This window comes from Vibrio sp. IB15 (assembly GCF_016406055.1).
GTDB lineage: Bacteria > Pseudomonadota > Gammaproteobacteria > Enterobacterales > Vibrionaceae > Vibrio > Vibrio chagasii.
In genome coordinates, this window is record NZ_JAEFCE010000069.1 from 1 (window position 1) to 25,993 (window position 25,993).

A 25,993-nucleotide genomic window follows, 5' to 3' on the forward strand; every position below is an offset into this window, starting at 1 on the left:
ATTAAGCCATAGAGGTTCGGGGTAGCTCCCCATAAAGAAACCGAATATACGTGCACTTGCATACCTTTACTCGTTTCCTTGCAATACTAGGGGAGTCCATATACGTTCCTCACTGTAGGGAATGACGGAACTGGTGAATTGTGAAATAGAGAGTGACGCGTTTGTAGTTCTTTTCTTTGGAAGTGATGAACCGAACGTTCACTCGGTTTGTTAGCGTCATTCCAGAACCGAGGAACGAGGTATCAGGAATCTCAAACCACAAGCGAGATTCCTTATTACGTTCGTCCCTTACCGTAGGGAATGACGGAGCAGCGGGACTGTGAAATAGAGAGTGACGCGTTTTTAGTGCCGAACAATTGGAAGTAACACAAGAGAGAAGATGATGCTTGATATCAATTTGTTGAACACGTTTGTGACGTTAGCCGAACACAAACATTTCGGTAAGGCGGCCAACGCTCTACATATGACACAGCCAAACGTAAGCTTGCATTTAAAACAACTTGAACAACTGACACGCATCAAGCTGATAGAAAGAAGCCCATTTCAGCTAACTCAAGCGGGCGAAAGGCTCTTAGAAACCAGCAAAAGAACCTTGCTTGAGTTGCAGGTATGTCAGGCTGATCTCAATGCGATTAATGACCTCAAAATTGGCACGCTAACCATTGCGGTTAGTGACATTATCTCTCGATTTTTATTGATTCGTCCTTTCCAGAAATTTAAAGCGCAATATCCGGGTATCGACCTCACATTGCTCAATACCACCTCATCTCAAGCATCGAGTTTGGTGAAGAACGCTAAGGCTGACCTTGGCTTTGTGATTGCGAAAGAGCAGCATAACGAGTCGCTCTATTTTACTAAGCTTCAAGAGTTATCATGGTGTGCGCTAGGAGATGGTTTGGATCCTCAAAATTCTGACAATTCAAAGGATAATGATACTCAGAAAGATGAAGTCGATTCTGAACTGACCTTGATCCTACTGGGTCATGATACGAGAACGCGCGACTTCATCGATGAAGGTTTACCCAGTTTGGATCTACCCAATCACAGAGTCATGGAAGTAGGGAGCGTCGACGCACAAATTGACTGGGCGGAGGCGGGGTTTGGTGTCGCTATCATTCCTGAGTTTGCGATCTCAACTAAGCAACACCTTAAGTCCAAGGTCACGCCATTAATCAACTTTTCTAGCACCAGTCTTGGTTATATCGTAAGGCAGAATCAAGTCTTATCGAAAGCCACAAAGCAACTTTTAGGATGGGTGAATGATGAGATTACATTGCTACAAAAAGGCGTTGATTAGCGTCGCAGCAAACTCGCATAACAACCAATAAACGATTCTGAGCCCACTGTATGTGGGCTTTTTTGTCGCTGCCATATACGTCACAGGAAATGCCGCATTGACAATGTTTGATTATCAAACTAAATTTAGTATCATTAACTTTGATAATCAAACTACTTGATTTTCAAATTAGTTTGACTGATCAGCAACATCAACTTTGAGCATAAGACTAAGGACACCATTTTGAGCTTTACAACCCATCACCACCACAACTTCTCTTCACATAACAGCCAAGGTGAAAAGCGCACTTTCTATGTCCTGCTACTGACTGTCACGACCATGTTTATCGAAATCATCGCAGGTACTGTGTATGGCTCGATGGCATTGCTTGCAGATGGTTGGCACATGGGCACACACGCAGCAGCGTTTGGCATCACTTTGTTTGCTTATCGTTACGCAAGAAAACATGCCGATAGTGCTCGTTTCTCTTTTGGTACAGGTAAAGTGAGTGTGTTAGGGGGCTACACCAGTGCTATTGCTTTGGGGATTGTGGCTCTGTTGATGCTGGTGGAATCGGTACATCGTTTTTTCAACCCTCAAGCCATTCAATTTAATGAAGCGATTATCGTCGCTTGTATTGGTCTTACGGTGAATGTTGTAAGCATGTTCTTGTTGGGAGACCACCATCACGACCATGATCATGGACACGCTCACGGGCATTCGCATAGTCACTCACATAGCCATGATGATACGCATCATCATAGTCACACTGAGCATCACCATGATCACAATCTACGCGCTGCGTATATGCACGTTCTAGCGGATACGTTAACGTCATTACTCGCAATTGTCGCGCTGCTGTTTGGTAAGTTTTATGGTTGGAACTGGTTAGATGCAGTGATGGGGATGGTCGGCGCGCTGGTCATTGCCAAGTGGACTATGAACCTTATGAAACAGACTAGCCCAATCTTACTCGATGAAAATATCCACCAGGAATACCGTGACTCGGTGATCGAAACGTTATCGCCTTATGCTTCCGTTACAGATTTTCATATGTGGAAGGTGAGTGGTCATCATTATTCAGCAGCGATTACTCTTGAATCAATCAGTGATAAATCCGTTTCTGAATATAAACAAATGCTCGCCAAGTTTGATAAGATAAATCATCTTACTCTTGAAGTGCACTCAAACGGCCATGCAAAACATAGAACAGCTTAACCAAATATTGACTGAGTTCTACGATAAAATGTCTTCGTGGGAGCAATCCGTTGTTAAAGAAACGGGTTACTCGCTCGCGCAGGTCCATACGATTGAAGTATTGGGCATGCATGGCGCATTGAGAATGAAAGAGCTTGCCGAAAAGCTTGGTATTACAACAGGCACACTTACTGTTCAAATTGAGAAGTTAGTTAAGGCAGAGTTGATTGAACGACATGAACACCCAACCGATCGCCGAGCAATTGTGGTTGCTTTAACTGATGAAGGGCAAAAGATCCACGTTCACCATAACCAACTTCACCTAAATCTTGTCAATGAGCTAACCCAACGTATAGAAGAACAAGACAAAGCGGTGCTATTGAAGTGCTTAACTCAAATGGTGAAAGCTTTTTAACGTGTTCCAGGTTATTCGCTCGCATCCAAGGGTGTGCGAATTTTTGTGTCACAAGATGAACTTACAAAGCCGACAGTTGATGTCGGCTTTTTGCTATCTGATGAGCGGTTCCGACGCTCGTTAAACAGTGACTTGTTTAATAAAATTAGGCACTTATCACAGGAACTCATCTAAACAAAAGGGGCGGTGAGAAAATCTCCAAATCCCTTTATTTAAAAGGTGTCAGGGCTGTTTTTAACGTTTGTATCAAACATGAGAAACCTTTGTATCCCAATTTTATAATCTTGCTAATGTACATCGTACTAATTTGTGTTATTGATGATTTTAACTTTAATGGGTTTTCCCATTTGCATTTTCGATGAATGTGCAATGGCGAGATATAGGGGCAAAACAGCCCCTGTAAAGCGCCCATTATTGGTAAAAAGATAAAAATAACGAAATAGCATGGGCGAGATAAAACAGTCAGACGCCCAGCCTTAGATACCTAAATTTAGTAAAGACGAGTCACATCTATGGATATAAAGAAAAAGCTCTATTCATTGGGAATGTTTTCCATTTTCGGCATGGTTTCATTGCTGTTCACCACTTCACAATTCGCAGATACGACTGCTCAAATGAGCGAAGCTAAACAAATCACCAAAGAACTCGAAGTTCGCCTGCTTAACCTGCGCCGTAACGAGAAAGACTTCTTGTTACGAAATGATATGAAATACCTAGATAAGTTCGACGTGAACTACAACAAGTTTTTGGCTTCAGAATCACAGCTCAATGTTGTTCTGAACGATTTAGGTTTAGTAAACAGTACACACTTACGTGAAGACATCGAGACGTACCATACGAGTTTCGTTGAACTGGTAAAAGCAACGGAAGTCTATGGACTCGCGAGAGACAAAGGTCTTTTGGGACAGTTTCATGAAGTGCTAGATAGCATGAGTGCAACCGCGAGCGCTGAGCAAAAAGTAGAGCTTTATCTTTTTAATGATTTGATTGAAAAAGGTACCTTTGATCCGAGCATGCTTTCTTTAAGCTCGAGTGCCTTGCTAGAGACAGCAAAGCAAGTGGTTGAACAGAAGAAAGTTATTGGACTTAAACACAATGAGGGCCTTCTTGGGGAAGCACGCTCTGGTTCACATGTGATTGAGACTCAGTTTAAAGAGTTTTCAGCAGTACTCGACCAAGAAACTCAAAAGGAGATGGACAAACTATCACTGATCAACAACATCCTTTGCGTCACATTACTTGTGTCGATCATTTTGTTCAGCTGGTTAATCGTTCGCTCTATCATTGGTAAAATTGAGTCATTGCTTTCGGTGATCCGCAATATTGTCGATTCCAACGATGTGTCAATACGTTCACACCTTGATGGTAAAGATGAGTTGAGCACGTTAGGTCAATACTTCAACCAATTGCTTGATCAGCTTGAAGGCTTGATTTCGGCCTCTCAATCTAAGTCTCTACAACTGACTCAAAGTACTTCTAACATGCACGACGAGCTTGAGTCTGTAATCAAACAGTTTGAAGTTCAAGCTAACCACACCTCAACCATGACAACATCTGTTCAAGAAATGGTATTAACGATTGGTGAAATTTCAGAAAGCACCTCTGTTGCTGCAGAAGGCGTTCAACAAGCGAAAGTGAATGCAGACAAGGGGCGTGAAGTCGTGGTCGATACTATCAATAACATTACTCAGTTGTCTGAACGTCTATCAAGCAGTCAAGATTCAATCAGCTCACTGAACCATCATGTTGATCAAATCGGTGATGCAGTCAACATTATCCAAGGCATTGCTGAACAAACTAACCTACTAGCGTTGAACGCTGCAATTGAAGCAGCACGTGCCGGTGAGCAAGGGCGTGGCTTCGCAGTGGTAGCAGATGAAGTACGCGCACTAGCAAGCAGAACACATCAGTCGACGACAGAGATAACCTCGGTGGTGAGTGCAATTCAAAGCCAGATGCAGGCATCGATGACTGAAATTGGTGAGTGTAACCAGCAAGGTCAGCTAACGCTTAAAGATTCAGAAGAGCTGGATGCTAGTCTGCAGCTTATCTTAAGCGACATGCAGAGCATTCAAGGTAACTCTGAACGCATTGCGTCTGCAATAGAAGAGCAGGGTGCTGTGATGGCACAAGTGAGTGACTCCATCACGGAACTCAATGCCATCTCACACGATAACAATGCCTCAGCACAGCACTGTTTAGTTGAAGTAGACAAAGTGGCAGAGCAAGCCCATGAGATGGATAAAGCAGTCGCACAGTTCAAAACGTCCTAATCAAGCACCAAAATAACTAAAACCAAAGGCGCAGACTATCTGCGCCTTTTTGTATTTGAAAGGTATGGACAGGCACGAAGATAGAGGATTAAGAATAAGGCATTCCAAATCGGACTTAAGTATCTATGAAATAAGGTTAAAATAATCATCGTCTATTAAGCTTAGTTATACCTTCACGATACAATCTGTACACATTACTTTATCGTGAATGGCTGAATCTCACGGGAAGAGGAACAAAATGCATTACGACGTATTCAACGGAGATGCAGATGGCATCATCGCATTGCTTCAACTGCGCCTACATGAGCCTAAAGAGAGCACTTTAATCACGGGGGTGAAACGCGATATCAAGCTGCTTTCGCAGGCTGTTGCCCAACTAGCGGAACAGAATCTCCAAAGTGATGTCACATCGGTGACTGTTTTAGACGTGTCGATGGAGAAAAATCTACCCGCATTACAATCACTGCTTGCTGATGAGGTTACTGTCTTTTACTGCGACCACCATCGTACAGGGGACATCCCCAAGTCTGAGTACCTTGAGACTCTGATTAATACAGCACCGGAGTGTTGCACAAGTCTTTTGATCAACCAAAAACTCAAGGGAGAATATGTAGCGTGGGCAATCGCAGCAGCGTTTGGTGATAATTTAAAAGCGGTGGCTGCACGATTAGCGCTAACAAATGGATTTGACCAACCTCAAACTGAATTTTTGGAAGAGCTAGGCACGCTAATCAACTATAACGGCTATGGCGCGTCATTGAGTGATCTGCACTTTTCACCGACTGAGCTTTACCAAGCGCTTTATCAATATCCGAACCCATTCGATCTCTTGGATGATAAAGATTCCGTGTTTTATCAACTTCGCATCGCTTATCAAACTGACAACCAACAATTATCAAACCTTACTCCGATCTATGAGAGTGAAGTCGCGCGCGTGTTCGAATTGCCTGCAGAGACTTGGGCTAGACGAATCAGTGGCGTGTTTAGCAATGAAATAGTGAATCAAGACCCAGATCGAGCACAAGCGGTGTTAACAAAAAACACTGATGGCCAGTCTTACACTGTGAGCCTAAGAGCGCCTTTATCAAACAGAGTTGGTGCAGATGAAATTTGTTCGAGTTTTGATACTGGGGGCGGAAGGAAGGCCGCTGCAGGAATAAATTCGCTTAAAGAAATAGATAAGCTGAGTCTGATTGAACGAATAGAGAACTATTATTCAGACCATTCGAAATGATCATGATGTTATATTTATTTGATTTATTAGTGTAGAGGTTTATATGTGGGATTTAATTGGGCTTGTACGTCCAATTAATCCATTTGCAAGTTTTGGTGATATCACTCGAAAAATAAAAAATTTATAAATATCATTAACTTTAGAGCTTTTATTCAGTTCGTTTGACGATCTTACCCTCGTATATAAAGCTTAATTTTCTTCGTGAATTAACGCTGCTTAATATATTTATATGGTCAATATAAACTGCTAGAAATGAGCTTGTTTCGCATTTTAATTTGAATGAAAAGTCAAAATTATATTGATTCTAATATTCAATCTGTGACTTAAAATCACAAGTTAAATCAAAGGTCGTTATTTCCTATAAATTCCAATACTTCTCTATAAATATTCATGATTAAAATGAATTGGTTCGGTTGTGATTGGCACAGCTGTTAAGTAAGGAAGTGGGACTAATGTTGAAACGTAAAGCTCTACAATTAGCAGTATCAGTCGGCATGGCGGCCATGTCGGGCGCGGTTTATGCAAATGGATCTGACATGACGAATCCAGATTCAGGAGTCGTGGTAGGTTATTGGCACAACTGGTGTGATGGCGGCGGTTATCAAGGTGGTAATGCACCTTGCGTGACATTGGATGAAGTGAACCCTATGTACAACATCGTGAATGTATCATTCATGAAAGTGTACGATGTAGCGGATGGTCGAATCCCAACTTTTAAACTGGACCCAACGGTTGGGCTCTCAGAAGAACAATTTATTGACCAAATCTCAGAACTCAACAAGCAAGGTCGCTCTGTACTATTGGCTTTGGGTGGTGCAGATGCACACGTAGAGCTAGAAACCGGTGATGAAAGAGCCTTTGCTGATGAGATCATTCGTCTTACGGAGCGCTATGGCTTTGATGGTCTAGATATCGACCTAGAACAAGCGGCCGTTACTGCTGCAAACAACCAAACCGTTATTCCAGATGCGCTGAAGCTAGTGAAAGATCACTATCGTGCAGAAGGTAAAAACTTCCTTATTACAATGGCACCTGAGTTCCCGTACCTAACGACGGGTGGTAAGTATGTTCCTTACATCGATAACTTGGAAGGTTACTACGATTGGATCAACCCGCAGTTTTATAACCAAGGTGGTGACGGTATCTGGGTTGAAGGCGTAGGTTGGATCGCACAAAACAACGATGCATTAAAAGAAGAGTTCATCTACTACATCTCTGACTCACTAATCAACGGCACTCGCGGTTTCCATAAGATCCCGCACGACAAGTTAGTGTTTGGTATCCCTTCAAGTATCGATGCTGCAGCAACTGGTTTTGTGCAAGAGCCACAAGATTTGTACGACGCATTCGATAGCCTAACGGCGCAAGGTCAGCCTTTACGTGGCGTGATGACTTGGTCTATCAACTGGGATATGGGTACTAACAAAGCCGGTCAAGCGTACAACGAACAATTCATTAAAGACTACGGTCCTTTTGTTCACGGCCAAGTGACACCGCCACCGGTTGAAGGTGAGCCTGTGTTGAAAGGTGTTGAGAATACACGTGTTCTTCACGGCACTGTTTTTGACCCAATGGAAGGCGTGACAGCAACAGATAAAGAAGATGGTGATTTAACTTCATCAATTGATGTTGAAGGTTACGTTGAAACCAGTGTTATCGGTACTTATGTTCTAACCTACCGCGTGAAAGACAGTGATAACAATGAAGCAACTAAAGTAAGAACGGTCGAAGTTTACAGCCAAAAACCTGTATTCGATGGCGTGTCTGATACTACTGTCATGTTAGGTAGCGCATTTGATCCGATGGCTGGTGTGACTGCAAACGATGCTGAAGATGGTGACCTAACAAGTTCTATTACACACACTGGTAGTGTCGATGTGATTGAAATGGGCAACTACACGCTTGTATACAGTGTGACAGACAGTGCTCATCAAACCGTCACTGCTGAGCGTAAAGTGTCAGTGACTGATGGTTCTAACTGTGCTGCTGCATGGGATGCCGACACTGTTTATGTTGAAGGTGACCAAGTATCACACGACGGCGCGACTTGGGGAGCAGGCTGGTATACCCGTGGTGAAGAGCCAGGAACGACAGGTGAGTGGGGCGTTTGGAGAAAGGTTTCAGACAGCTCATGTGGTGGAAACCCTGATCCAGGTGGTGACCCAGAACTGAACGTATCTGGCTTTCAGTCGGAATACGTACTAGATAACGGCAATGTACGTTTACAATTCACACTGACATCAAACGAAGCGTTAGATGTAACAGCTATGGTGATTAACAGCGCAGGTACTGTAGTAGAGCAGACCAAAGTTAACCTAACTGACAGTCGTGCAATAACAATGGATCTGTACGATGTAGCCGAAGGCCAATACAAGCTTGAAGTCGTTGGTAAAGCAACAGACGGCGAAATGGTGATGGTCGATAACTCATTCGTTATCAAAGAAGAGGGCGGTACAACGCCACCTCCAGGTGATTACCCTCCGTATGAAGCCGGAACGAACTACGAAGCGGGCGATATTGTAGTCGGCAGTGACAATGGCTTATACGAATGTAAGCCTTGGCCATACACAGCGTGGTGTGCAAGCGCATCTTATGCTCCAGGAGATAGCCAATACTGGCAAGACGCTTGGACAAAGCTTTAATCTGCTAGCTCTGTATACTTAACACCATAAAGCAAAAGACCAAAGAGAGGCCATTGTGCCTCTCTTTTTTTATTAGTTAATCCAAATCGAATCATGACCTCGGTCTTATTAATGTCACAACTATCATTACCAATCAAATATAAGAATGAATATCATGTCTGAGAGATCCCTTTTTACTCGTAAGCCTTTATCGATCGCAGTCGCTGTTATTTGTACTTCACTTTCGCCAAACCTATTAGCGCAAGAGGGAGTGAAGGATACAGATGAGCAAATGGTAGTTACCGCTACTCGTACAGAGATGGCGTTGAAACAAGCACCAGCTTCTATGTCTGTAATTACTGCTCAAGACATCGAAGATAGCCCAGGTATTACCTTGGCAGACATCGTTGCTGAATCAACGAGTGTTGAGTCTGACTTTGATAGCACGCGTGCTGGCCGTCAGATGATCTCTATTCGTGGTATGGATTCTGATTACACGCTTATCATGGTAAACGGTCGACGTTTAAGTTCAGCAAGTGCCATTATCCGTGGCAACGATTTCGATCTTTCTACAATTCCTACTGAATCTATCGAACGTGTGGAAATCATCCGTGGCCCAATGTCGGCACTATACGGCTCTGACGGTATGGGCGGTACCATCAACATTATTACTAAAGCCCCTGTCAATGAGTGGAGTTCGACATTAAGTATGGATACCTCGTCACCAATGGATGGTAATGGTGGGCAGGAGCAGTCTGTAGGTCTAACGACCTCTGGTGCTTTGATTGAAGATGAGTTGTTTGCTCGTTTCTCTATTAACCAAACGAGCCGTGATGCATGGCAGTCATATTCTGGTATTCACTCTTCGGGTTGTGATAGAGAAGATGTGACTGCACTAGAAGGCCGCGATACGTTAAGCCTATTAGGTACGTTAACTTGGCATGCAACTGATAATCAAACCATCGATTTAGACTTAGGTTACAGCGACGACCAACGTGATGGTTTGGCTGAATATGCTACAGGTGCAAATCCAATTGACAGTAAAGTTGTACGTAACAGCCAAGCGATAATACACAGCGGTTTTTGGAGCTGGGGTGATACACAAGTGCGTTACTCGCGTGAAAACGTAACTGATAGTGACGCAGCTGATTTAGGAAATAACTACAGCAGTGATGTTGAAGAATTGACGCAAATTGTAGAAGCTTCAGCAACAACCTATCTAGGTGATAGTCATACCGTTACGTTTGGTATGGATTACCAGTTAAGTGAGTTAACGAACAGAGAAAACCTAGTTAACGGGACATCCGAGGCTTACCAAGGTGCATTGTTTATTCAAGACCAATGGTTAATGACGGAGCAACTAACAGCAACAATCGGTGGTCGTCTAGATAAACACGAGCTATACGGTGAAGAATTTAGCCCGCGAGTGTACTTGGTTCACCAAACAACGAATGACTTAATCATCAAAGGTGGTGTTGGTAAAGCATTTAAGGCGCCATCTTTAACACAAAACCAAGCGGATTACACAGTGAACAGTTGTAAGGGTGTTTGTGATTTACATGGTAACGAAGACCTTAAGCCTGAAACCAGTTTGAACTACGAGATCGCTGCTATCTATAGCCAACCTCGTTGGAATGTCGAAGGTGCATTGTTCCGAAATGAAATCAATGACCTAATTGATCGTGATGATACCTATTGTGAGAACGGTGGAGTATTTGAAGCGGGTAAAGGGTGTGCAGATAGTTCAAGCTCAACAGGTTATGTAAACGGTAAACGTACTTACACTAATGTTTCAGAAGCAGTAGTCCAAGGTGCAGAGCTTACGGGTCAATTCCAAATCACCGACGAGTGGGGTATTTCTGGTAACTACTCTTTCCTAGACACAGAAGACAAATCAACGGGTGAAGAGCTGTTAGAGCGTTACAAGCATTCTGGTTTGGTTAAGCTAAACTGGAGCCCAACTTACGATCTAAACACCTTTATTAGCGCGCGCTACCGTGGCGAACGTAATATCGAAACGGATCTAACTCAAGATGCGTATACAACATTGAATATTGGTACGGTTTACAACGTGAATGATTCTGTTCGTATTCGTGCGGGTATCACTAACTTGACGGACGAAGCGGTATCTCAAGAGCTTGAGAATATGGGTTACGTCGAAGAACCACGTACTTACTACGTAGGTATGACGGCTGACTTCTAATCAATCACCGTTTGATCCGATAAGTTAATACACATGAAAAAGACCCCACATGACTTAACGTTGTGTGGGGTCTTTTTATTTTAGTGCTCGCAGTAGAGCGAACATAGGTTCCGAATTTACTCAGCTTTTCACACACGCAATGAGCGCATTACCTGAGTGCGTATCCCAAGGTAAAAGCTTCTCATTGTCATGCTCGAAAATGTGAACCTCAAAGTAGGGCTTCAAAATTTCGATTAACTCTTTAAATGAGAACGCAACCATTGGGTGTTCATCGTTCCATATCTGAGTCTCACCAGCAGTGGTTTTCTCGATGCTGAGCTTCAATGCTTGCTTGTCGCCTTCACCCGAGTAATACCAGCCTGAGCGGAAGGTAAAATCGTCCTGTTCTTGATTGGTAGTATGACGAACAAACAGAGCATTACTGATCTTATTTTTGTCGACCACATTGAAACAGAACACACCGCCTTGTTTTAGCGCTTTATGAACGCTGGCAATGCACTCTTTTAACTTCTCGATACCATCGTTGTAGTGGATCGAATATAAGAAACAAGTGATGAGGTCGAACGGTTCTGATACCTCGAAATTACTCATGTTCTGTACTGAAAAGTTGGCCTCAGGGCAGCGTATTTGAGCGATATCTAACATGGGCTGGTTTAGGTCAAGTCCATTGCTTTGATAGCCATAATCAATAAAGTGACGAACGTGTGGGCCAGTGCCACAACCAAGGTCTAGGTGAGTTCTTCCTTCATTTCCAAAAATCTGATGTAGCCTACGAACGCAGTGACTTTGCGCTTGGTAGTCAATATCAACACACATTAAATCATAGTAACCGGATAGGTCGGTATAGAGCGCGTTGGCGGACATGTTTGCCTGCAGCATTTGCTGAAAAAATTGGGGTGGCGCATAGTAAACTAGAACTTGAAAATAACAAGAAAATCTTTGATTGATTTATCGAGTTAATAAACCTTTATTGATGCGTAGCAATTCTTTCATTACTCACATTCTGCGCATTCACATTCCGTGTTGACCGACACTCTATTTTTACCATTCGATTTAGCCTGATAGAGGGCATCATCTGTTACACGAATCAAGTTATTGAGCGAGTTACTTGTTCGTATTATACAGCTGTCGGTGACACCGATACTGACACTTGTGCTAAATGATTTTCGGTTAAAACCGATGAATTGATGGCTTCGAAATTCTTCACAAATACGCTCACCGACAATTGTTGCCTGGGATTCTGCCGTGGACAATGCAGTGGCATGGTTTGTCTGAGACTTCGGAAAGAAGACAATAAATTCTTCACCACCCTAACGGCCAACAACACCATTTAGAGCTTTGACATGTTTCTTGATGATGGTTGCGAGTGTGCGAATGACGGTGTCACCGACGCTATGTCCAAATTGGTCGTTCACATTCTTGAAGTCGTCAATATCGAGTAGCAAGCAAGACATATTAGCTTGATTGTTAGTCGGTTTTTTTAGCCAGTCATAAACCGCCTGACGAGTTAATACCTGCGTAAGGTCATCGTGAAGTGCGCGATGAATTAACTCCTTTTCTAGTGCGACTTTACTAGTGACATCTTCGACCACCACTTGAATCGCTTTTTCACCTTCCCAGTAGATGATGTTGTCGTAAATATTGAAGTATTTTTTACTTCCATCAAGGCAACGGTTTTCGACCACTGAACTAAAACTCGGCGTGTGACCGGCCATAATATTCTGGCTACGCTTTAGAGCGTTGATACGATTGTCGGGTGGAATAATAGAGATGACCGAATTCATAGCAAGGACTTGCTCAATAGATTTAGCACCCTGCATTTCAACCCATGCCTGATTGACCATCAAAGGTTTGAAGTTTTGATGAATGAGCACACCTTGTTTCGAGCTTTTCAGTAGCGTCCGGTACATGTGGTCTTTTTCTTGGAGCTTACGCTCAGATGCGACAACTGCCGTAATATCGACAAGCATAACGCGGAGAGCTGGACGGTTGTTGAGCTTAATCATGTGCGCAAGGCTAAACAAAGAGAGTCGGCGTCCATTAATAGGGATATCTTTATAGACTTTACCTTTTTGCAGTTGACCTTTGATTGCAGAAACGTAGCGTTCACGCACTGTGCCATGGTAGCTATCGGGTATTAAGGCATAGACGAAATCGACATTCTTTAATAGCGATTCTCGGTCATCGTAACCAAATAGGGTCGCGATATTATCGTCGACATCAATGACCTGATGATCCTGGAGGGTAATGTAGCCTTGGGCAGAATCGAAGTTCTGGCAAGGTAAGGCTGTCGTTAAGTCTAGTTGGATACTCATATCGGTCTGATCAATTAATCTCTACCGCAAAAAGGTGCTTTGCATTAACTTGGGTATATCGCTGATAGACAGGGTAAATGCAGCGAGACTCTACATGCAAAGTATGATATTTATCATTTAACTACACTAGCGTAATTTTACTGAATGGAAAACGGATTAAAATTTTATTAAGGATAATTAAAGCGTTATGAAAATAAAAATTGATGATTTGTCAGGCGGAGAGGTTATTCGGCTATTAGAAGAGCATTTAGCTGACATGTATGCGACGTCGCCACCAGAAAGCGTTCATGCACTCGATCTTGATGCTTTGAGATCACCAGAGATTACTTTTTTCAGTGCATGGAAAGACAGTCAATTATTGGGTTGTGTTGCTATTAAAGAGTTGGATTCCCAACATGCCGAGCTTAAATCGATGCGAACCTCTCAGTTTGCTCGCAATACAGGAGTAGCGAGCAAACTCTTGCAGCATGTTTTAGACACGGCTTCAAACCGCCAATATCAAAGAATCAGCTTGGAAACGGGCTCTGAAGAGTATTTTAAGCCTGCACGTAATTTGTACGAGAAGTTTGGGTTTGGTTACTGCGAACCCTTCGCGGATTATGAACTAGACCCTTACAGCCAGTTCATGAGTATCGAATTACGCTAAATATGGTCTAGTAGAATTACACCGTATAAAGAGATTCCCTATCACGTTCAATGGTATGGAATCTCTGTTGTTGTTGTGAAAAGCAAAAAGGTTGCCTCGGGCAACCTTTTTCATAATTAATCAATAGATAATAAGGTGTTAGCGTGTTTCCAACTCTGTGAATATAGCCTCAGCGTCTACCACACCGCCAGAAATCGATAGAGTGTTGAAAGGCACTAAATCTGTCGGGCTAGAAGGCTTTTTAACAAGTAATTCTGGATAGACTTTTGATTCGTTCATTAATAGCGACTTCAGTTCTTTCACTGATAGGTCAGGATAGCGAGACCACACTAAAGCAGCGACACCTGAAACCACAGGTGCTGCCATGCTGGTACCACTTTTCGAACCGTAAGTGTTGCCTGGTGTAGTTGAAAGAATGCGATACCCAGGAGCAAATACATCAACAGATTTTTGTCCAAAGTTACTGAAGCTTGCCACTAAGCTTTGGTCTGCGTATTTTGCAGATGCACCTACATCTAACCATGTTGAGATAGGCTTTGAACGGTAGTGCTTAGCGTAGCGGTTTGGAAAGCTTGGTTTGATGTCGTTGTCGTTACGGCTATTACCCGCAGAGTGGACAATCAGGACCCCTTTACGAGCGGCATAGCGGAATGCATGGTCAACAATGTACTTGCGAGGTGAGTAGCTTTTTCCGAAACTCATGTTAATGATCTTTGCGCCATTATCGACGGCATAGCGCACCGCGTTGGCAATGTCTTTATCTCGCTCATCGCCATTTGGCACCATGCGTACCGCCATAATTTGTGCATGGTCTGCAACCCCATCGATACCGATAAAGTTTCCTCGTTCAGCAGCGATGATACCCGCAACGTGAGTGCCGTGTGAGCCAACTGGCCCCTTTACATCGTTGTTACCGTAACCCTTTTCCCATGGGTTATTGATGTCATCTAACACGATGTCGCGACGAGTATCGAGCTCAAGATTTAAATGGAAGTCTAAAGAGTCTTGATAGCGGCTACGACGAGATTCCAAGTATTCAAATGAGTACCAAGATTCAAATAGGCTAAGTAGGCCTTGCGCCGCTGCAACGACGCTAGCGTTTTCGTTATCTAATAGCGTTTTTAATCCGTTCGTCGAAAAGTCTTTCTGATCAACGTATTGAAGAATCTCTTGTTTGTATTCGTTGGCTTGGTCAATCGCGGTAGTGACACGATTTAACGCATCTTGATCGTCTTTTAAAGAGGAGAGGTAGTCGGACTCAACGCCTTCATAGTACTTTCGTTTTTTGCGTGGAATCCAACGCCCATTTTCTTTCAGTTTCAGGTACTTCTTGTATTCCCGTGTGACTTCTAATGTATCTTGGTCAACGTTGATCCCTAAGGAGTTTCCGAGAAAGTTCCATCCGTGAATATCGTCGATGTAGCCATTGCCGTCATCATCAATACCGTTATCTGGGATCTCGCCTTTGTTCGTCCAAAGCTTGTTTTTCAGGTCTTCATGTTCCACATCAACGCCCGAATCAAGAACAGCCACGATCACTGGCTCTGGCTTAAGTGGTGGCATAAGGTAGTCATATACCACGTCAGAACCTACGCCTTGAAGCCTTGTGTAGCTCGCAGATAAATTGAACCAATCGCCGCGCTGTGAATCAGCAGAGCTCATCATTCTCATTGAGAACAAGGATGGTTGAATGGTTTGTTTAGAGTAATCTTCAACAATCGTACCTTTTACGTCTTGTATGAAAGGCGAATTGACGATATGTGGCGTAACACTCTCTTCTTTGACTGTTGTAGCGGTGGCGTGTGAAGAAGCGATGATAGCTAAAGCGAGAGTGGTAAGTCTGTATCCGTATTTCATCTGTGTAGCGTCCTTATAGTTATGCGGCTAAAACTGTTTTTAAACGCAATGCGTAAACACGCGTTTAGCCAGTTTAGTGAGCGGGAAATGCCCGTCCAAAAAGCAGTCAAAAGGTAATATGCAATTAGACTTCTATCATTCGCTTGGTCAATGAAATGGTATTGAGATCTCACTGTGATCGATTTTTAAGCTTTAAAGTTTGAGCTGAATTCTATTAATAAATTAAACATTTATAAAATACGCATTGGGGGTTAAACTTCTTAAAAATCAATTGATTAATTTGTTATTTAGCAGGCGGTAAGGTTTTCATTGAGCCAGTGGAAAGGAGGGGGTAAGGAGCTCGATCTTCTTATTGAAGGAACAGAACGAGCATCCTAAGTGTGTTTGTCAGTTCAACCTTAAGGTTGTTTTAGAAGGTTAGTCATTTGGATTAAATACAAAGTTAGCATCAATAGCAAAATGGTCGGATAAATGCCAACTTCCCCAAGTTTCTGAGTTTAGTCTTTGGTTGAGCTTCACCGTATTTGTGTTACTGATTGCTTGCCTATGCACTCTACTGACAAAAACGTAATCTAGATACTCGACATCATCACCACCCGAATATTTGTTCGCGGCGTATGGGTTGATGGTCGGATCAAAAGTTGCTCGGGTGTAGCCCCTGAACTCTGGCGGATCAACATCCAATGTCGCCAACATCAGAAGATATTCCATGAAGTCACTATTTTTGTCGATATTGAAGTCTCCGGCGTAGATAACCGCTTCATTGGAAGGGATGCCTTTAGTCAACATAAAGGTTCGCATTAGGCCGAGTTGTAGGCGTCTTAGACGCTTGGCTGAAGGTGTGTTGAAAGAGGCAAGGTGTGTATTGAAAATGTGGTATATCTCGCCATCCTTATTAATCTTGGTATATACAACGCCTTTATCCGCGTAGCAGTCAGTGCCTGTACAGTGTTCGAAAACGATACTATCGGTTTCGATGATTGGATGTCGGCTAAATGTCACCACACCGCCATCGTACAGTGCATTACTGTTACCACCAACAACCTCGGTTCTGTAAGGAAATTCATCCGCTAACTTGTTGAACAAAATTTCTCTATCGATCGAAAAAGCTTCTTGCAGGGCGAGTACATCAAACCCAGAAAGGCTATGGCTCATGATGCTTGCACGGTCTGCAATATTGGAAGACACAGAAGGAAGCAACCATAAATTGTATGATGCGACGTTGAGAATGTTTGGCTCATATTCAGTGTCATTGATCGTATGCTCAGACACCACAAATTCAACGTCGTCAAAACCCGATGTGTATACCGCTTTAACGCCGAACTCAGAGTGATATCCATCTTGATTATATCGATGAAGAATGTACGGGTTGTAGTCGGTCATCATGCCTTGACCTTTATACCCATAAGACAGCGTAGTACCTGAACTATGACCAACCAACTTAAGTTGAGCGACGGGTTCTTGCGGTTTGATTTCCCATGTTCCCTCATCAGTCAATCGTGATATTGTCAGAAAGTAATCATATGTAGCGCCATTCACAATTCCATAATATCGATTAAAATCAGCCACTTTAGCTTTTTGATAGGGCCAAATTACTAAGTCATTTCCTGTTAACCTGTATTGGTAACCATTACTGACAGGCGCACTGGAGTCTACTGAAAGGTTTATCAATATGGGTTTGTCAGTGCGGTTTATATAATAAAGCGATGTTGCGAGTGCTTGGCTCGCTATTGCCCAAAGTATCAGTGTTAAACATACCTTTTTAATCATGTTTCTTCCTTTGATTACATTCCTAAAATCGAAGTCAGAAAGTAGCCCTCATATGCATGTGGTTGCAATATGATTGTGTTGGTTTTGTGTTGTGTAACGGATATGTGATCATATTGTAAAAATTATGAAAAGTTACACCATTTTATAGTAACTTATGATTATCCAACCTATTTCGAAGTACATTTAATGACGACTTATTTTGCTGGTTTCTCCCTCGGACTTTCGCTGATCCTTGCGATAGGTTCGCAAAATGCTTTTGTACTAAAGCAAGGCCTAAAGAACCAACATGTTTTGGTAATTTGTACGGTGTGTGCTGTCTCTGATGCATTGCTGATTAGTTTGGGCGTCACAGGCTTCGGGGCTGTTGTTAAGCAGTTTCCTCAAATCGAACAGATTGCTCGTTATGGTGGAGTAATGTTTTTGGGTGTGTATTCATTTTTAAGTTTCCGCTCTGCATTTACTGAAAATCATGCGCTAGAAGCAAGTGCTGAAACCAAAGACTCGTTAACCAAAGCGATAGCCATGTGCGTAGCGTTTACTTGGCTAAACCCACACGTCTATCTGGACACCTTGGTGTTATTAGGTTCCATTTCTACTCAATATCAACCTAATCAGTTGTTATTTGGATCTGGAGCGGTATCGGCTTCTTTTGTGTTCTTCTTTTCTCTTGGCTTTGGTGCGCGTTTCTTGGCTCCGATGTTTAAGAACCCGCGAGCCTGGAAGGTATTGGAACTTGTTGTGGGTGTAATAATGGCATCTATAGTAATTTCTTTAATCGTTTAAGTGGCTGCATTTCTTAATTTTTAGAAAAATAGAATTAGACTTCGTCTTTTGTTGATGACGCTCGTCTTAGGGATGTAAATACAAATTAATGACCTGATACGGAGTCAACAATGATTAAACTGATTAACTTTAAAAACTGCCCATTTTTTCAACGTGTAATGGGGGCTCTAGTTATGAAAAAAGTGCCGTTTGAAATCGAATACATTGAGCTTAACAACAAGCCACTGTGGTTTTTGGATATTTCCCCAAATGGACAAGTGCCTGTGCTAGTGACGGAAGATGACACCGTATTATTTGAATCTGATGCGATTGTTGAATACCTTGACGATAAATACGCGCTTGGCAAACCTTCAAAAAGCGTTTCTTAAAGCTGAAAATAAATTAGGCGATACTCAATTCTTTAAAGGTAATTACATTTCAAATGTCGATATTGCTTGGCTGCCACTATTACACCGTGCATCGGTGATAAAAGAACGTTCAGGTTTTGATATGTTAGAAGGTTTTCCTAAAGTGCAAGCATGGCAGAGCGCTTTGATTAAGTCGGGCTTAACGGAGAAAACGGTACCTCAAGATTTTGTAGAAAAGTTTAGTGGCTTCTATTTAACGAATACCTATTTGGCAAGCCTTGCTGAAGCTCATTAATATTAAATTCACTATTTTAAATATACTTTAATGGTACCTCGTTCTGAATGGTTTGAAAGGATAAATTAAAGCTCACTCTATTAATCAATAGCGTGAGCTTTTTTGTTTTCCAAAAAGGGGAGTATTAAGTAATAGCTAGAATATACCAACCACTCTATATGATTGATTGTTCTATAACTAACTGTTTTATAGCTATTTATTTAATGCTGATACTGCGATTCTTACTCATCTTTATGCTTTTGCTCTATTTTGTCTCATAAATAAGACTCTATAAAATTTATGAACTATTCGCTTGGTGAATGAAAGTTGTCGTGATAATTTCCCAATCACTCCGCAAATGAACAGTGTTTTATTGTTTGTTAGGAGTCGCTTGAATAATTTATTTAAACAGTATCGCAACCGTTGGAATAGTGTCGGAAACCTATTAATAGTTGATGAACGGTACTGTGGAACAAACTAAAAAGGGTATTTTCATGCTTAAATCAACATTTCTATTAGGCCTAGTTGGCTTGGTTTCACTTCCTACATTTGCTGCTGGTATTGAGGGTGGTCCATACATTGGTGCTGGCCTTGGTGTATATCAAGATTCAGACACGGACGGTGGCGCTAATTTAGATTCTGACGGCATGGGTTACAACCTTTACGGCGGTTATCACTTCAACCGTATTGTCGGTATCGAACTAGGCTACACGGACTACGCTGATTATGAGTTATTTGGTCAAAAGAAGCTTTCACCAACGTCTCTCTCAGTAGCTGCGAATGTTGGTTACACTTTCGATAACTCAATCCGTCCATTTGTACTAGCGGGTTTAAGCTACGTAGATTTGAACTCAAGCAACAGTGCTTTCTATGGTGATGACTCCGGCGCAGGCTTCCACTTCGGTGTTGGTGTTGAATACACGCCAGTAGAGAACCTAACACTTCGTCTGATCTCACAAGCTGATGCCGTGAACGTTGAAAACTTCGCTTATATTAACGGTAATAAAGTACGTCTAAGCAGCCGAGATGTAGCATTTAGCACAGTAACACTGGGTGCTTCTTACAATTTCTGACGCATGTTGAGACCTGAAATTGTTTATAGTTGATACGAAAGCCGCTCTGATTATGAGCGGCTTTTTTGTAGCTATAGCCTATGACGCGTTCATGCGTAAAATTAGTTGCTTTTCACAAGCTTATAAAAGGGAATTGTATGAGCGATTTTGGTAGATTATAGGTATTACCGACTTCCAGTGAGCAGCAATGAAGATTCTTCACACGTCCGATTGGCACCTTGGCCAAAACTTCTACAATAAAAGCCGTAAGAATGAACATGAACGTTTCTTACAATGGTTACTTGAGCAAGTTACTGAACATGACATCGATGCGATCATCGTTGCTGGTGACATTTTCGATACCAGTACGCCACCAAGTTACGCTCGTGAGATGTATAACAAGTTTGTTGTCGATTCGAACATGATCGGCTGCCAATTGGTACTGCTAGGCGGAAACCACGATTCCGTTTCGGTCCTGAAAGAGACCCAACAGCTGCTCAAATACATGGGCGCTGACGTCATCCCAAATACCAACGAAGAACATGCGACTCAGGTTGTTGAACTCAAGGGTAAAGCCGGTGATGTAGAAGCGCTTGTGTGTGCCATTCCGTTTATTCGTCCTCGCGATGTGCTGACCAGTCAAGCCGGTGTAACTGGTGTTGAGCGTCAAAAACAGCTTGGCGATGCAATCAAGCAGCACTACCAAAGTGTTTATGAAGCAGCGGTCGCTAAGCGCTCTACCTATGAAAACCATGAGCACATGCCAATCATCGCTACGGGACACCTTACTGCAATGGGCGTTCAACAGTCAGATTCTGTACGTGATATTTACGTTGGTAACCTAGATGGCTTTGCTGCGGACGGTTTCCCTGATGCCGACTACATTGCTCTTGGTCATATTCACCGCCCACAAGTAGTGGCTAAACGTGAATACATTCGTTATTCCGGCTCTCCAATCCCACTTAGCTTTGATGAGCTTAAATCTCAAAAGCAGGTGTGCGTGGTTGAGTTTTCTGAAGGCGAACGAACCATTTCTCAATTGGTTGTCCCGACATTCCAACCGCTTGCTGAAATCAAAGGCGATTTGAGCGAGATAGAGTCTCAACTGAACCAATACATTGGTTTGGATGGTGAACAAAGTGTTTGGTTGTCGATAGAGGTGCAGGCTCAAGATTACCTATCTGATCTACAAGAGCGTATGCGTGCATTGACTGAAGGCTTGAACGTGGAAGTATTGCAACTGCGCCGCGCAAGAGAGCGTCGTAACCAAGCGTTGGAGAAAGAATCAGCAGAAACCCTGTCTGAACTTAGCCCAATGGATGTGTTTACCAAGCGTATTGCCTTAGAAGAGTTCGAAACTGAGTCTGAAAAAGCACGCTTAGAACGAATGACGGTGAAGTTTAAGCAGGTCATGGTCGAAGTGTCTGAAAGCGCTCAAGCAACAAACAAAGTAGAAGAGTAACGAGTATGAAGATTTTAAGCCTAGAATTTGAAAACCTTAACTCTTTGAAAGGGCGTTGGAAGCTCGATTTCACCCAATCACCGTTTGCAGAAAACGGCCTGTTTGCAATCACGGGCCCAACAGGTGCGGGTAAAACGACTATTCTGGATGCAATTTGTTTAGCGCTATTCCACCGCACGCCTCGTTTGAAAAGCATAGCTAAAGGCAATAACGAGCTGATGACTCGCGGTACAGGTGAGTGTTTCGCTGAACTTGAATTTGAAGTACAGGGCAAAACTTACCGTTCTAACTTCCACCAAAAGCGAGCTCGCGGCAAGCACGATGGTGCACTGCAAACACCAACATGTGAATTTGCTGATGCAGATACCGACAAAGTCTTAGAGACCATGCTAACCAAGAAGACTAAGTTGGTTGAGCAGGTGACTGGTTTGGACTTCTCTCGCTTTACTAAGTCGATCATGCTGTCTCAAGGCGAATTTGCCGCCTTCTTAAATGCCAACGCAAATGACCGAGCCGAGCTTCTAGAAGAGTTAACCGGTACCGAGGTCTACAGCCTAATATCAGAGCGTATTTATGATCACTTTAAGTCGAGTGAACAATCACTCAACCACCTGAAAGCGAAAGCTGAGGGTGTGAGTTTACTGTCTGATGAGCAGATTCAAGAGCTGACAACAGAGCGTGACACCTTAGAAATTGAACAGAAACGTTTAGCTGAACAATTAAAAGAGTGGCAAGCTCACCTTAGCTGGTGGAAAGACGTCACCAAAGCGCAGCATACTATTGCGACCAGTGAACAGGATTTAAAAACAGCGCAAGGTGATTTAGAGCAAAACCAATCATCCTTGGTTCGTTTGGCAAACAGCGAACCTGCTGAGAAATTGCGACCGTTGCACAAAGACCTAAAACGCTGCGAGCATGAGCTCAATCTTACGCAAATTAACCTAGATAACAGTACTAAGTTGCTCACAGTGCGGGAGGCCGAGAAGTTAGACGCCCAAGCCAAGCTGATTCAAAGTAGCGAATCGGTTGAAAAAGTGAAAGCCGAGCAACAGGATCAAGAAAAGATCATTGAGCAAGTCCGCCCACTGGACAACCAAATATCGGTACTCAAAGACAAGCAAACCTCGGCGGTTAACGCCGCAAATACGTTGAATGAACAACACGCACAGCAACGTAATCAACAGCTTATGTTGGTGCAACAGATTGACGAGTTGAAACAGCAAGAAAAGCTAAGTGCTGGCTATCTAGAGGCGCATCAGGCGGACCAACACCTCGAAAAGCACTTAGGTCAGTGGCAAGCCAAAGTTGAGCAAGTGCGTACGTTAGAATCTCAGCATTCGCAACAACTCAACCTAGCGAAGCAAACCTATACGGCGCTAGAAGCTCAACAAGCTGTGATTAAAAACGCACAGCAAACCAAAGCATCGCAAGATCAAGCTCTGGCTGAATTGGTGCTGGCCGAGAACAATACCAAGCAGCAATGGGAAGCGCTAAACGCGAACACCAGTGAAACAGTATTACTTGCTCAAAAAGAGTTGTTGGAGCTTTGGAATCGCAACACCCACTCATTGTTTGAAATCAATCGTGACTTTTTAAACGCACAGCAACAGCTCACAGTTAAGACACAAGCCCATCAAACTAACGTTCAGCAAGCTGACAAGCTATCGAAAGAGCGTGAAGTACTGGTAGAAAGATACAAAGAGAAAGAGACATCACTTGAGCGCTTAACCTTGTTAATTGCGCAAGAGGGAGAGTTAGCTAAGTACCGTGCGAAATTGGAATCTGGCTCTGAATGTCCGCTGTGTGGTTCTACTGAACATACGGTTGAGCAGTCACAAGATATTGCGAACTTGATTGCTCAGCAAGAGCGAGAAAAAGATGAGTTAGCGGTCATTAAGAAAGATGGTCAAGAGCATCGCCAACAGTTGGATTCTCTTGCTCCTATGATCACAGCACTAAGCGATCATATTCAACGAGCACAAGCGGATATCCAGCAAGCTCAACTTAATTGGCAATCTGTAATAGGTAAGCTTCAACAGAGTTTGTCTGACTTTCCTAATGTGACGCTGGAGTTAACACTGCTTTCTGTGACTGACTTGGGGAATGAGATGGCGGTGACGGCTTTCGTAGAGCAATGTGAGCTTCACGTAAATCAAACCCAGCAGCAGCTGAAAGTCTTAGTGGATGCTAAAAACAGCTATGCTGAGGCGGAAAAACAACGTTTATCAGCGAGTGTTACGGCTGATAAAGCGCAAACTAATCTTGTGTTAGCGGAGGAGCGCTTCAACGACCTCAATAAGCAAAACCAAGTCGCGAATGAGCAAGCGGCTCAAACCACGCAAGCCAAAGAGCAACAATGGCACTCACTCAAAGAGAGCATTGTGGAAACCTCAATTGAGGCACCTGAACTTGAGTACATTGATGCTTGGTTTGCTGAAAAACTGCAAGCCTCAAACACATGGCTGCAAACCAAACAGCAACAGTCTGAACTAGAGAAGCGTTTGATTACCGAATGTGCTGAGCAAAAAACACGGGATGACAAGCTAAGCAGTGCGCAGAAAGAACTGGACACGTTAAGCAAAGAAAGCGAATTGCTAACAGCGGAGTTAGCTCGTATTAGCGGTGAAAGAGCACAGTTGTTTGGTGAGCAAGACATTCAAGTCGCAAGTCAAGCAATGAAGCAAAAGGTAACAGATGCAGTCACAACATTTGACGCGGCTCAGCTGGTTCTCAATCGCTGTGAACTGGAACATCGAACCGAACAAACCAAACATACAGGTTTTTCTGATGAGTTAACCGCGAAGCAAACAAGCCTCACGCAAGCGAAGAATGTTTGGTTTGAAGCTTTGCATGCGAGCCCGTTTGAAGAGGAAGTTGATTTTGAAGCGGCACTGCTTGATGAGGAGTTGCGAACTCAATTACAAAACCTTAAGAAGTCTCTGGATGAAGCAATTGTCAGTGCACAAGCAAGGCTGAATACGGCAAAAGCCGCGCAAGTGGAGCTACAAAACCACGAAAATGCGCAAACATGGCAAGAACAAGATCAACAGTTAGTGGAGCAGGCAACGGCTGAGTGTCAAGAAGCTCAGCAAAGTCATGCGAGCAAAATTGGCGCAATTTCTGCCAACCTTGAAACAGACAGTCAGAATCGAAGTAACCAGCAAGATTTGTTTAAGCAGATCTCCGAACAACAAGTCGAGTTTGATGATATTTCTCGTTTGAATTCGCTGATTGGTTCTAAGAACGGTGACAAGTTCCGCAAATTTGCCCAAGGCTTAACACTGGAAAACTTAGTGTATTTAGCAAACAAGCAATTACAGCGTTTGCATGGTCGATATGAATTAAAACGCAAAGCCGACGATGGCTTAGAGCTACAGGTACTAGACACCTGGCAGGGCGACGTAATGCGCGATACCAAAACTCTGTCTGGTGGTGAAAGCTTCCTGGTGAGTTTGGCGTTGGCATTAGCGCTTTCTGATCTTGTTAGTTATAAAACTAGTATTGATTCTCTGTTCTTAGATGAAGGCTTTGGCACGCTTGATAGTGACACGCTAGACATCGCATTGAACGCACTCGATAACTTGAATGCATCAGGCAAAATGATCGGTGTCATTAGCCACGTTGAAGCTTTGAAAGAGCGTGTGCCTGTTCAGTTGAAAGTAACCAAGCACGCAGGCCTTGGCGTTAGCGAGATGGAAAAGCAGTACAAAGTGGTTGCTTAATATCTCGAGATTGGTCGTCTGGCATCAAAAGCCCAGCGTGTTGAGTTGAAATGGTTTCAGCTTCAACAAAAGCAGATCCCCAACTCAGTCGTTCCTCCTTCTTGGGGATGACGGAATGGGGCTCTGATTTGTATACCAGTGCTGGAAGAGATGGTCGGACGATAGAGAGTTCCGACCATTATTTGAAGTTGGGTAAGTTAGCTTGGGTATCACAACTATCACCATTCCCTGTAGCGATGAACGAGCTTAATAGGGCATCTTTTTGTTAGAACTTCAATTGATAGGCCAAAACACAAGGAACATTCATGCACAAAAAGCCGCACCTCCCGACAAAGACATGCCCTGTGTGTCAAAAGCCATTCGCATGGCGCAAGAAGTGGGAGCGCTGTTGGGATGAAGTGGTGTACTGTTCCGAGCGTTGTCGACGTAATAAACCTAAACAGGGTTAGATTTTGTTAGCGCAATCTTCGTTATTCTCTACAGCGAGGGTCGACCCTGTAAATAATTCTGTGTAACTGCTCTTGGTTACAAGTATTCAGTTAATCG

At 43.1% G+C, this 25,993-nt stretch carries 16 protein-coding genes and 2 pseudogenes; 14 read left to right on the forward strand and 4 right to left on the reverse strand.

The features are described from left to right. The first annotated feature begins 379 nt into the window (after positions 1-379). The 7 genes from JC606_RS19845 (at position 380) to JC606_RS19875 (ending at position 11,219) form a co-directional block, all read left to right on the forward strand. Positions 380-1,297, forward strand: a complete 918-nt coding sequence (locus JC606_RS19845) for a LysR family transcriptional regulator (protein ID WP_198779269.1) — start codon at positions 380-382, stop codon at positions 1,295-1,297. A 222-nt stretch (positions 1,298-1,519) separates the two neighbouring features. After that, the gene (gene dmeF / locus JC606_RS19850) at positions 1,520-2,494 is read left to right on the forward strand and encodes a CDF family Co(II)/Ni(II) efflux transporter DmeF (RefSeq protein ID WP_137408892.1); all 975 of its coding nucleotides are present in this window, start codon (positions 1,520-1,522) and stop codon (positions 2,492-2,494) included. After that, the gene (locus JC606_RS19855; RefSeq protein ID WP_198779270.1) at positions 2,472-2,888 is read left to right on the forward strand and encodes a MarR family winged helix-turn-helix transcriptional regulator; all 417 of its coding nucleotides are present in this window, start codon (positions 2,472-2,474) and stop codon (positions 2,886-2,888) included. Before dmeF ends, JC606_RS19855 begins: the two co-directional genes overlap by 23 nt. A 563-nt stretch (positions 2,889-3,451) precedes the next feature. Next, complete coding sequence (locus JC606_RS19860; protein WP_198779276.1) at positions 3,452-5,161, forward strand: methyl-accepting chemotaxis protein; 1,710 nt, start codon at positions 3,452-3,454, stop codon at positions 5,159-5,161. 238 nt (positions 5,162-5,399) lie between these two features. After that, complete coding sequence (locus JC606_RS19865; protein WP_137408894.1) at positions 5,400-6,395, forward strand: DHH family phosphoesterase; 996 nt, start codon at positions 5,400-5,402, stop codon at positions 6,393-6,395. Positions 6,396-6,847: 452 nt separating this feature from the next. After that, positions 6,848-9,037 (forward strand): immunoglobulin-like domain-containing protein, encoded by a 2,190-nt coding sequence (locus JC606_RS19870; protein WP_137408895.1) that lies wholly within the window; start codon positions 6,848-6,850, stop codon positions 9,035-9,037. Positions 9,038-9,191: 154 nt separating this feature from the next. Next, positions 9,192-11,219, forward strand: a complete 2,028-nt coding sequence (locus JC606_RS19875; RefSeq protein ID WP_198779271.1) for a TonB-dependent receptor domain-containing protein — start codon at positions 9,192-9,194, stop codon at positions 11,217-11,219. Positions 11,220-11,339: 120 nt separating this feature from the next. On the opposite strand, the gene JC606_RS19880 is transcribed toward JC606_RS19875, so the two are convergent. Beyond that, the gene (locus tag JC606_RS19880; protein ID WP_198779272.1) at positions 11,340-12,083 is read right to left on the reverse strand and encodes a class I SAM-dependent DNA methyltransferase; all 744 of its coding nucleotides are present in this window, start codon (positions 12,081-12,083) and stop codon (positions 11,340-11,342) included. Positions 12,084-12,211: 128 nt separating this feature from the next. After that, positions 12,212-13,534 (reverse strand): annotated as a pseudogene (locus JC606_RS19885) (sensor domain-containing diguanylate cyclase). Positions 13,535-13,721: 187 nt separating this feature from the next. Between JC606_RS19885 and JC606_RS19890 the strand changes: the two are divergent. Further along, positions 13,722-14,180, forward strand: coding sequence for a GNAT family N-acetyltransferase (locus JC606_RS19890; RefSeq protein ID WP_137408898.1), 459 nt, complete (start codon positions 13,722-13,724; stop codon positions 14,178-14,180). A 138-nt stretch (positions 14,181-14,318) separates the two neighbouring features. Here JC606_RS19890 and JC606_RS19895 read toward each other — a convergent pair whose 3' ends face one another. Further along, a complete protein-coding gene (locus JC606_RS19895; protein WP_137408899.1) occupies positions 14,319-16,037 on the reverse strand; it encodes a S8 family peptidase in 1,719 nt (572 codons plus the stop codon). A gap of 417 nt (positions 16,038-16,454) precedes the next feature. Next, on the reverse strand, positions 16,455-17,807 hold the full coding sequence (locus tag JC606_RS19900; protein WP_198779273.1) for a sphingomyelin phosphodiesterase: 1,353 nt from the start codon (positions 17,805-17,807) through the stop codon (positions 16,455-16,457). A 186-nt stretch (positions 17,808-17,993) separates the two neighbouring features. On the opposite strand from JC606_RS19900, the gene JC606_RS19905 reads away from it, so the two are divergent. The 6 genes and pseudogenes from JC606_RS19905 to JC606_RS19930 all read left to right on the forward strand — a co-directional run bounded on the left by JC606_RS19905 (position 17,994) and on the right by JC606_RS19930 (position 25,896). After that, positions 17,994-18,590 carry a LysE/ArgO family amino acid transporter gene (locus tag JC606_RS19905; protein ID WP_137408901.1) on the forward strand — a complete coding sequence of 199 codons (597 nt, stop codon included), beginning with the start codon at positions 17,994-17,996 and terminating at the stop codon, positions 18,588-18,590. 110 nt (positions 18,591-18,700) lie between these two features. Then, a pseudogene (locus JC606_RS19910) lies at positions 18,701-19,232 on the forward strand (glutathione S-transferase family protein). Between the two features lie 473 nt (positions 19,233-19,705). Next, complete coding sequence (locus tag JC606_RS19915; RefSeq protein WP_137408903.1) at positions 19,706-20,284, forward strand: porin family protein; 579 nt, start codon at positions 19,706-19,708, stop codon at positions 20,282-20,284. A gap of 187 nt (positions 20,285-20,471) precedes the next feature. Then, entirely contained in the window at positions 20,472-21,725 is a 1,254-nt protein-coding gene (gene sbcD / locus JC606_RS19920) for an exonuclease subunit SbcD (protein ID WP_198779274.1), read from the forward strand. A 5-nt stretch (positions 21,726-21,730) separates the two neighbouring features. After that, positions 21,731-25,447: an SbcC/MukB-like Walker B domain-containing protein gene (locus tag JC606_RS19925; protein WP_198779275.1), complete on the forward strand. Its 3,717-nt coding sequence runs from the start codon at positions 21,731-21,733 to the stop codon at positions 25,445-25,447. A gap of 305 nt (positions 25,448-25,752) precedes the next feature. After that, positions 25,753-25,896, forward strand: a complete 144-nt coding sequence (locus JC606_RS19930) for a DUF2256 domain-containing protein (protein ID WP_102425723.1) — start codon at positions 25,753-25,755, stop codon at positions 25,894-25,896. The last annotated feature ends 97 nt before the right edge of the window (positions 25,897-25,993 follow it).

Coding starts and splice junctions, on each gene's coding strand:
- JC606_RS19865 (WP_137408894.1), top strand. CDS start 5,400: ATGCATTACGACGTATTCAACGGAGATGCAGATGGCATCATCGCATTG.
- JC606_RS19875 (WP_198779271.1), top strand. CDS start 9,192: ATGTCTGAGAGATCCCTTTTTACTCGTAAGCCTTTATCGATCGCAGTC.
- JC606_RS19845 (WP_198779269.1), top strand. CDS start 380: ATGATGCTTGATATCAATTTGTTGAACACGTTTGTGACGTTAGCCGAA.
- JC606_RS19855 (WP_198779270.1), top strand. CDS start 2,472: ATGCAAAACATAGAACAGCTTAACCAAATATTGACTGAGTTCTACGAT.
- JC606_RS19870 (WP_137408895.1), top strand. CDS start 6,848: ATGTTGAAACGTAAAGCTCTACAATTAGCAGTATCAGTCGGCATGGCG.
- JC606_RS19900 (WP_198779273.1), bottom strand. CDS start 17,807: ATGATTAAAAAGGTATGTTTAACACTGATACTTTGGGCAATAGCGAGC.
- JC606_RS19915 (WP_137408903.1), top strand. CDS start 19,706: ATGCTTAAATCAACATTTCTATTAGGCCTAGTTGGCTTGGTTTCACTT.
- JC606_RS19905 (WP_137408901.1), top strand. CDS start 17,994: ATGACGACTTATTTTGCTGGTTTCTCCCTCGGACTTTCGCTGATCCTT.
- JC606_RS19890 (WP_137408898.1), top strand. CDS start 13,722: ATGAAAATAAAAATTGATGATTTGTCAGGCGGAGAGGTTATTCGGCTA.
- JC606_RS19880 (WP_198779272.1), bottom strand. CDS start 12,083: ATGTCCGCCAACGCGCTCTATACCGACCTATCCGGTTACTATGATTTA.
- JC606_RS19925 (WP_198779275.1), top strand. CDS start 21,731: ATGAAGATTTTAAGCCTAGAATTTGAAAACCTTAACTCTTTGAAAGGG.
- JC606_RS19895 (WP_137408899.1), bottom strand. CDS start 16,037: ATGAAATACGGATACAGACTTACCACTCTCGCTTTAGCTATCATCGCT.
- JC606_RS19930 (WP_102425723.1), top strand. CDS start 25,753: ATGCACAAAAAGCCGCACCTCCCGACAAAGACATGCCCTGTGTGTCAA.
- JC606_RS19860 (WP_198779276.1), top strand. CDS start 3,452: ATGGTTTCATTGCTGTTCACCACTTCACAATTCGCAGATACGACTGCT.
- sbcD (WP_198779274.1), top strand. CDS start 20,472: ATGAAGATTCTTCACACGTCCGATTGGCACCTTGGCCAAAACTTCTAC.